Origin of the sequence: Lysinibacillus sp. BF-4, from assembly GCF_000743635.1 — a bacterium.
Classification (GTDB): domain Bacteria; phylum Bacillota; class Bacilli; order Bacillales_A; family Planococcaceae; genus Metalysinibacillus; species Metalysinibacillus saudimassiliensis.
On sequence record NZ_JPUW01000020.1, the window covers coordinates 37,588 to 43,849 of the forward strand.

7 protein-coding genes are annotated in these 6,262 nt (G+C 42.0%); all 7 read left to right on the forward strand.

Annotated features, from left to right (window positions below):
- The first annotated feature begins 2 nt into the window (after positions 1-2).
- The 7 genes from CH76_RS08055 to CH76_RS08075 all read left to right on the forward strand — a co-directional run bounded on the left by CH76_RS08055 (position 3) and on the right by CH76_RS08075 (position 6,023).
- Positions 3-1,550 (forward strand): acyl-CoA carboxylase subunit beta, encoded by a 1,548-nt coding sequence (locus tag CH76_RS08055; RefSeq protein WP_036144983.1) that lies wholly within the window; start codon positions 3-5, stop codon positions 1,548-1,550.
- A 473-nt stretch (positions 1,551-2,023) separates the two neighbouring features.
- Positions 2,024-2,848: a DNA topoisomerase gene (locus CH76_RS14155; protein WP_255344100.1), complete on the forward strand. Its 825-nt coding sequence runs from the start codon at positions 2,024-2,026 to the stop codon at positions 2,846-2,848.
- A gap of 41 nt (positions 2,849-2,889) precedes the next feature.
- Positions 2,890-4,128 (forward strand): type IA DNA topoisomerase, encoded by a 1,239-nt coding sequence (locus CH76_RS14160; RefSeq protein ID WP_255344101.1) that lies wholly within the window; start codon positions 2,890-2,892, stop codon positions 4,126-4,128.
- 12 nt (positions 4,129-4,140) lie between these two features.
- Positions 4,141-4,596 carry a GNAT family N-acetyltransferase gene (locus CH76_RS08065; RefSeq protein ID WP_036144984.1) on the forward strand — a complete coding sequence of 152 codons (456 nt, stop codon included), beginning with the start codon at positions 4,141-4,143 and terminating at the stop codon, positions 4,594-4,596.
- On the forward strand, positions 4,575-5,144 hold the full coding sequence (locus tag CH76_RS08070) for a YdcF family protein (protein ID WP_036144986.1): 570 nt from the start codon (positions 4,575-4,577) through the stop codon (positions 5,142-5,144). The genes CH76_RS08065 and CH76_RS08070 overlap by 22 nt, the downstream gene beginning before the upstream one ends.
- 15 nt (positions 5,145-5,159) lie before the next feature.
- Positions 5,160-5,288, forward strand: coding sequence for a YvrJ family protein (locus tag CH76_RS13725; RefSeq protein WP_081892666.1), 129 nt, complete (start codon positions 5,160-5,162; stop codon positions 5,286-5,288).
- Between the two features lie 102 nt (positions 5,289-5,390).
- Positions 5,391-6,023 (forward strand): SCO family protein, encoded by a 633-nt coding sequence (locus CH76_RS08075; RefSeq protein WP_036144987.1) that lies wholly within the window; start codon positions 5,391-5,393, stop codon positions 6,021-6,023.
- Positions 6,024-6,262 lie beyond the last annotated feature (239 nt).

Below are 6,262 nucleotides of genomic sequence, written 5' to 3' on the forward strand. Positions count from 1 at the left end.
TCATGGATATGTTTGATAAAATTCACGAATTGTATGACCGCAAAACAGAAATCGAGCTTGGAGGCGGCTATGACCGTATTCAACGCCAACATGATAAAGGTAAATTAACTGCACGTGAGCGTATTAACTTACTTTTAGATGAAGGTACATTCTTCGAAATCAACCCATTCATTACACACCGTACTGTCGATTTTGGTATGGAAAAAATGGAGGGACCTGGTGATGGTGTTGTAACAGGTTACGGTAAAATTAACGGACGCCCTGTTTACTTATTCTCACAAGACTTTACTGTTTTTGGAGGCGCTTTAGGTGAAATGCACGCTAAAAAAATCGCAACAGTTATGGATTTAGCTGCAAAAAATGGTACACCATTCATTGGCATCAATGACTCAGGTGGTGCGCGTATTCAAGAGGGTGTATTATCACTTGACGGCTACGGTCACATCTTCTACCGTAACTCAATTTACTCGGGCGTAATCCCACAATTATCGGTAATTATGGGGCCATGTGCGGGTGGTGCAGTTTACTCGCCAGCGATTACAGACTTTATTTTAATGGTTGATAAAACATCACAAATGTTTATTACAGGACCAAAAGTAATCGAAACAGTAACAGGTGAAAAAATCTCGGCTGAGGACCTTGGTGGTTCGAAAGTAAATAACGCGGTAAGTGGTAACGCTCATTTCCGCGCACCAAGCGAGCATGAGGCAATTAAACAAATTCATCAGCTACTTAGTTACTTACCACAAAATAATAAAGAAAAAACGCCAATGCAAAAAGCGCCTAAGGGCGATAACTACCGTGCGGAAATCATTGATTCACTACCAATTGATCCAACACGTCCGTATGATGTACGTAAAGTGCTTGCGCATGTCGTTGACCCTGATTCATTTATGGAAGTACATGCAGAGTTTGCGAAAAACGTTGTTGTCGGTTTCGCACGTATTGCGGGTGAGTCAGTTGGTTTAGTATGTAACCAACCAAAAGTACTTGCAGGTGGTCTTGATATTGACTCATCTGACAAGGCAGCACGTTTTATCCGCACATGTGATGCTTACAATATTCCAATCATCACATTTGAAGACGTATCAGGCTTCTTCCCAGGTGTTAAACAAGAGCATGGTGGTATTATTCGTCACGGTGCTAAAATCCTTTACGCTTACTCAGAAGCAACTGTACCAAAAATTACAGTCATTTTACGTAAGGCTTATGGTGGTGCTTATGTAGCGCTTAACTCAAAAGCAATTGGCGCTGATCTTGTATTCTCTTGGCCAAATGCGGAAATCGCAGTAATGGGTGCAGCTGGTGCAGCTAACATTATCTTTGCGCGCGAGATTGCTAACTCTGACGACCCAGAGGCAACACGTGCAGCACGTATTGATGAATATAAAGAGAAGTTCGCTAACCCATATGTAGCAGCTTCACGCGGTATGGTTGATGACGTTATTGACCCACGCGAAACACGTATTAAATTAATTCAATCACTAGAAATGTTACGCAATAAACATGAAGACCGTCCAGAAAAGAAACATGGTAACATTCCACTATAAGTAAATGAACATAGCGTGCTGACCCCAGTCAGCGCGCTTTTTTTCATTATACATGACGAAAAAATAGCAAAGTAACTATGTAGAGTAGTTGAGCACTTTCTAGTAATAGCGCAGACGATACGTGACAACATGCGCTTTACAGTTTTTAATGTCACTACCCAAAGTAAGAAAGCTTTCTAAAAACATGCCTAATCAAGTTGTTCCTTATAAGCAGTTGTGAGTTTAACCTTTAACATTTTTTATTGCCTTAACAATTCCTGTTGAGAAATTTTGTGAAAATAATACCGCTTAAACTTATTTCTCATACGTAAATATACTATGATAAGGTATGGCGATTTCGCTACCTCTTTTTGTTTAGCTCTGGCAAAATCGAAGCGTATTAACACAACCTAGAAAATATATTATTTGATACTTACTTCATTCGTTTGTTAAGTGAGTATCATACAAAGTCTATAATAAAGGAGGCTGACCTAATGGGATATGTAGTAATTGTAGCGGAGAAGCCGTCGCAGGCGAGAGCTTATGCAGATGCGTTTACCGTCAAGAAAAAGGAAAAAAACTATATTGAATTAGCGGAGAGTAAAATGTTTCCGCAAGGCGCATTTATTACGTGGGCAGTTGGCCATTTAGTAGAACTTGTTGAGCCAAAGGCTTACGATAAAAAATGGGATCGCTGGTCGCTAAAAAATTTACCCATTTTACCTGAGCGCTTTGAGCATAAGGTGAGTTATAAAACGCGTGAGCAGTTTCAAACAATTAAGCGTTTGGTAGAGCGCGCGGATGTAGATGTGCTCATTAATGCGTGTGATGCTGAGCGTGAGGGCTCTAACATCTTTCATTCTATTATTCAGCTCACTAAGGCAAAGCATAAGCCTATGAAGCGGTTATGGCTATCATCATTAGAAGTGGATGAGGTACGCAAGGCATTTCATCACCTGCAAGATGATGCGCGTGATAAGCGCATGTACCACGAGGCTAAGACGCGCCAAATTAGTGACTGGCTTGTAGGGATGAATGGGAGCCGCTTGTATACATTACTGTTACAGGAGCGTGGCTTTGGTAGCTATTTACCGATTGGTCGGGTGCAGTCGCCAACCGTGTATTTGATTTATGAGCGAGCGCAAGCGATTAAAAACTTTGTCGTTGAAACCTTTTATGAGTTAGAAGCTACCTTTACTGCGCATAGTGGCATTTATAAAGGGAAAGCAAAAATAAAGACAACGAAGCGCGAGGAAGTACTAGCACTAATTAAGCAGCACGGTTTGACAAACCCTGATGAGGGGGGAGTAGCGAGGTAGCACAAGTCGTAAAAAAAGTAGCGCCGCCTAAGTTACATGCCTTGTCTACGTTGCAAACAGCAGCTAACCGTCGTTTTAAATATAGCCCGTCTAAAACGCTTCAGTTAGCACAGAGCCTTTATGATAAAAAATATATTTCGTATCCACGTACAGACTCTCAAGTTATTACACCAAGTGAATATGATTATATAGCGGCTCAGTTTTCGGATTATAGCGCAGTACTTGGTATTACAGCATCACCTGAAAACCGCCGCAGTCATAAGCGTTTTGTGCAAGCAAATGCAGGAGAGCATTATGCTATCATTCCGACTAAAAAAATTCCTAAACTTGCGGGTATGAACAAGGATGAGCGCAATATTTATGAGGAGATTGTACGCTCGGTAGTAGCGATGTTATTACCTTATTACGAGTATGAAGAAACAACCATTCGGACAATGGTCAAGCAATTACCGTTTACTACTATTGGGAAAACCGAAAAGGTGCTAGGCTGGCATCAAGTATACCCGAGTAAGATGAAGGACGTACTACTACCGACAGTAACTAAAGGTGAACAAGTGGCAGTTGTCCCTGCGATTACAGAAGGAAAGACAACACCGCCTAAGCCTTATACGGAAGGCGATTTAATTGCCATGATGAAGACGGCAGGGAAGCAAATTGAAGACGAAGAAGAGGCAGAGTTACTTAAACAGGTAGAGGGGATTGGCACAGAGGCGACACGCGCTGGCATTATTGAAACGATTAAGCGTCATGAGTACATTAGCGTACAAAAAAACATCGTAACACTGACGCCAAAAGGCGAGCTATTATGTCAAGCACTTGAAGGTACATTACTCGCTAGCCCTTCTATGACTGCTAAATGGGAAAAATATTTGCACAAAATTGGTGAGGGGGAAGGTTCACCACAAGTATTTTTACAAACCATTGGCAAATTTATTGAGCAAATGTTAGTAGATGTACCACCACATATGGCAAAGCTTGCGTTTGATGCGACGCAGTTTCCTAAAAAGAAAAGTGCCTATGAACCAATTGCGCGTTGCCCTAAATGTCAGCAGGGGCAAATTCAGTTTAAGCAAAAATTTTATGGGTGTACGCGTTATAAGGAGGGCTGTGACCAAACTTTCCCGCTGTATATTGCTAGTAAAAAATTAACGGAAACGATGGTTAAAGCACTATGTGAAAAAGGAAAGACCGCAAAACTCAAAGGCTTTACATCCAAAAATAAAAAGAAGTTTGATGCGGTGCTTATGTTACAAGAAGGCGCCATTACATTTGTATTTTAAGGAGGTAGACTTATGCGTATTATAGAAACAACGGATGCAGCACTTGTTTATACCCTCATGCAACAGGCTTTTGAAGAGTATGCTAAAGATGTTGTACCCTCAAGTGCGTTGCAGGAGCAACTTACAACAGTTGAGGCAGCGCAAGCTAGAGGGGAGCGTGCACTTGTTGCTTACAAAGGTGATGGTGCTGTAGGGATGGTACGTTTTACAGAAGGTGAGTACATTGATTTTTACCGCTTGTCTGTTCCCCCGCGCTATCGTAGACAAGGTATTGCAAAAGCACTTGTGCTAGCTTTGTTACGTTATAACAAACCACTAGTATGTAAGGTGCGTAAAAAGGAAACCCGCAATATGGCATTGTATCAAGCGCTAGGCTTTAACATAACTGCAGAGTATAGCGTAAATCACGGCGCAGGTGAGCTTACAGTAGTGAGGATGGAGCGCCCATGCGTTATAGTAAATGGCTAGTTGTAGTAGGGCTATGCTATGTGTTGTTACTTAGTAGTAGTATTGTACAGTTTGGCAAGGTAACAGATAATACGCCAACGAACGCTGCTATTGTGTTAGGCGCTGCCGTGTTTGAAGACCAACCATCACCAGTTTTTGAAGGACGGTTACGCCATGCCGTATCACTCTACAAACAAGGTATCGTGGGTGCTTTAATTTTTACAGGTGGTCGCAGTACAGAGGATAGTTTAGCTGAGGCAGAGGTTGGCATGCGCTATGCGCTCGCACAAGGTGTGCCTAGAGAGGTTATTTATTACGAAACTACGTCAAAAATCACAGCCGAAAACTTGCACTATGCTAAAGAGCTGACGCATTTTTCGACCTATACTATTGTGAGCGATCCCTTACATATGAAGCGGGCAATGCATCTTGCCGCCCAACAAGGCATTGTGGCATATAGCTCGCCCACACCTTATAGCGCCTATCAAAGTTGGTATACAAAGTTGCCGTTTTTACTGCGCGAAACCGTATTGTCGCTTTTCCCTGTTGCTCAACGTATTAAGGGGTAGAGAGGAGGTGCGCTTATGGAGGAGTGGGTAAATGTATTGTCCGATATTGGCTTTCCGATTGCTGTATCATTTTATTTACTGCATCGTGTAGAGTCTAAACTTGAGGCAATCCATCAAGCTTTAGTGGATTTACCAAAAGTGTGAAGTTATGCTTCACAAAAACGTAGGAAAAGTGTCACGCAAAGCAGGTTGCTTGCGCTTACATTATTCGCTAAGATGGAGAGAGTTAAAGAGGTAGGGGGCAAGATGATGAACAACAAGGCGGGGCTTGCGCTAGTCCTTTTACTAACGCTACTAGTGAGCGCTTGCAGTAATTATACATTTAAAGAAGATATGAGTGTAGAGCTTGCGGATTTTAATCATACGAGCCAGCGCGGTGAAAAAGTAGGGCTTGAGGATTTAAAGGGCAAGCCATGGTTAGGTATGTATATTTTTACTAACTGTAATACGGTGTGCTTACCTATGATGGAAAACATGAAGGAAGTACAGGAGCGTTTTGTGCAAAAGGGGATTGAGGATTATGCGATTGTGGGCTTTTCAGTAGACCCAGCAAATGACTCACCTGAAGTGTTAACGGAGTATTTACGCCGTTACGAAATGCCCGATGACAGCAAGTGGCAGTTATTAACGGGCTATGATCAAAAATATATTGAGCAATATGCGTTTAAATCAACTAAACAATTAGTACGTGACGACCCAAACTCTGACCAAGTTACACATTCGGTTACTTTCTTTCTTGTAGACGAAACAGGCAAGATGGTGAAGAATTACAGCGGTTACTCAGAGGAGACAGACGGTGTACCAATCGATTTAATTGTGGAGGATATGGGCATGTTGATTGATGAGCGATTAACATCAAAAGAAGCGGCTGCGAAATAAGCAGGCCGTTTTTTTGTTGCCAACTTTTTTAAGCGGTGAGCCGTCTGTTAAAGGATATGTACGAAAAAGGAGCGCACGACAATGAAAAAATTACTGGCATTACTACTTGTAGTACTACTTACAGGTTGCTCTACTCAGCAACCAAGCTACAGCAATTTAGTGGATAAGGAGAGCCAAACGTTAGTAGCACAGGCTATGACCGAAGCGGGTATTAGTGAGGTAGCTGTAAAAGCTTTTTT

What these genes read in the sequence shown, in the direction of transcription:
- CH76_RS14155 (WP_255344100.1), top strand. Translation starts at nt 2,024, where the DNA reads ATGGGATATGTAGTAATTGTAGCGGAGAAGCCGTCGCAGGCGAGAGCT.
- CH76_RS13725 (WP_081892666.1), top strand. Translation starts at nt 5,160, where the DNA reads ATGGAGGAGTGGGTAAATGTATTGTCCGATATTGGCTTTCCGATTGCT.
- CH76_RS08070 (WP_036144986.1), top strand. Translation starts at nt 4,575, where the DNA reads ATGCGTTATAGTAAATGGCTAGTTGTAGTAGGGCTATGCTATGTGTTG.
- CH76_RS08055 (WP_036144983.1), top strand. Translation starts at nt 3, where the DNA reads ATGGATATGTTTGATAAAATTCACGAATTGTATGACCGCAAAACAGAA.
- CH76_RS08075 (WP_036144987.1), top strand. Translation starts at nt 5,391, where the DNA reads ATGATGAACAACAAGGCGGGGCTTGCGCTAGTCCTTTTACTAACGCTA.
- CH76_RS08065 (WP_036144984.1), top strand. Translation starts at nt 4,141, where the DNA reads ATGCGTATTATAGAAACAACGGATGCAGCACTTGTTTATACCCTCATG.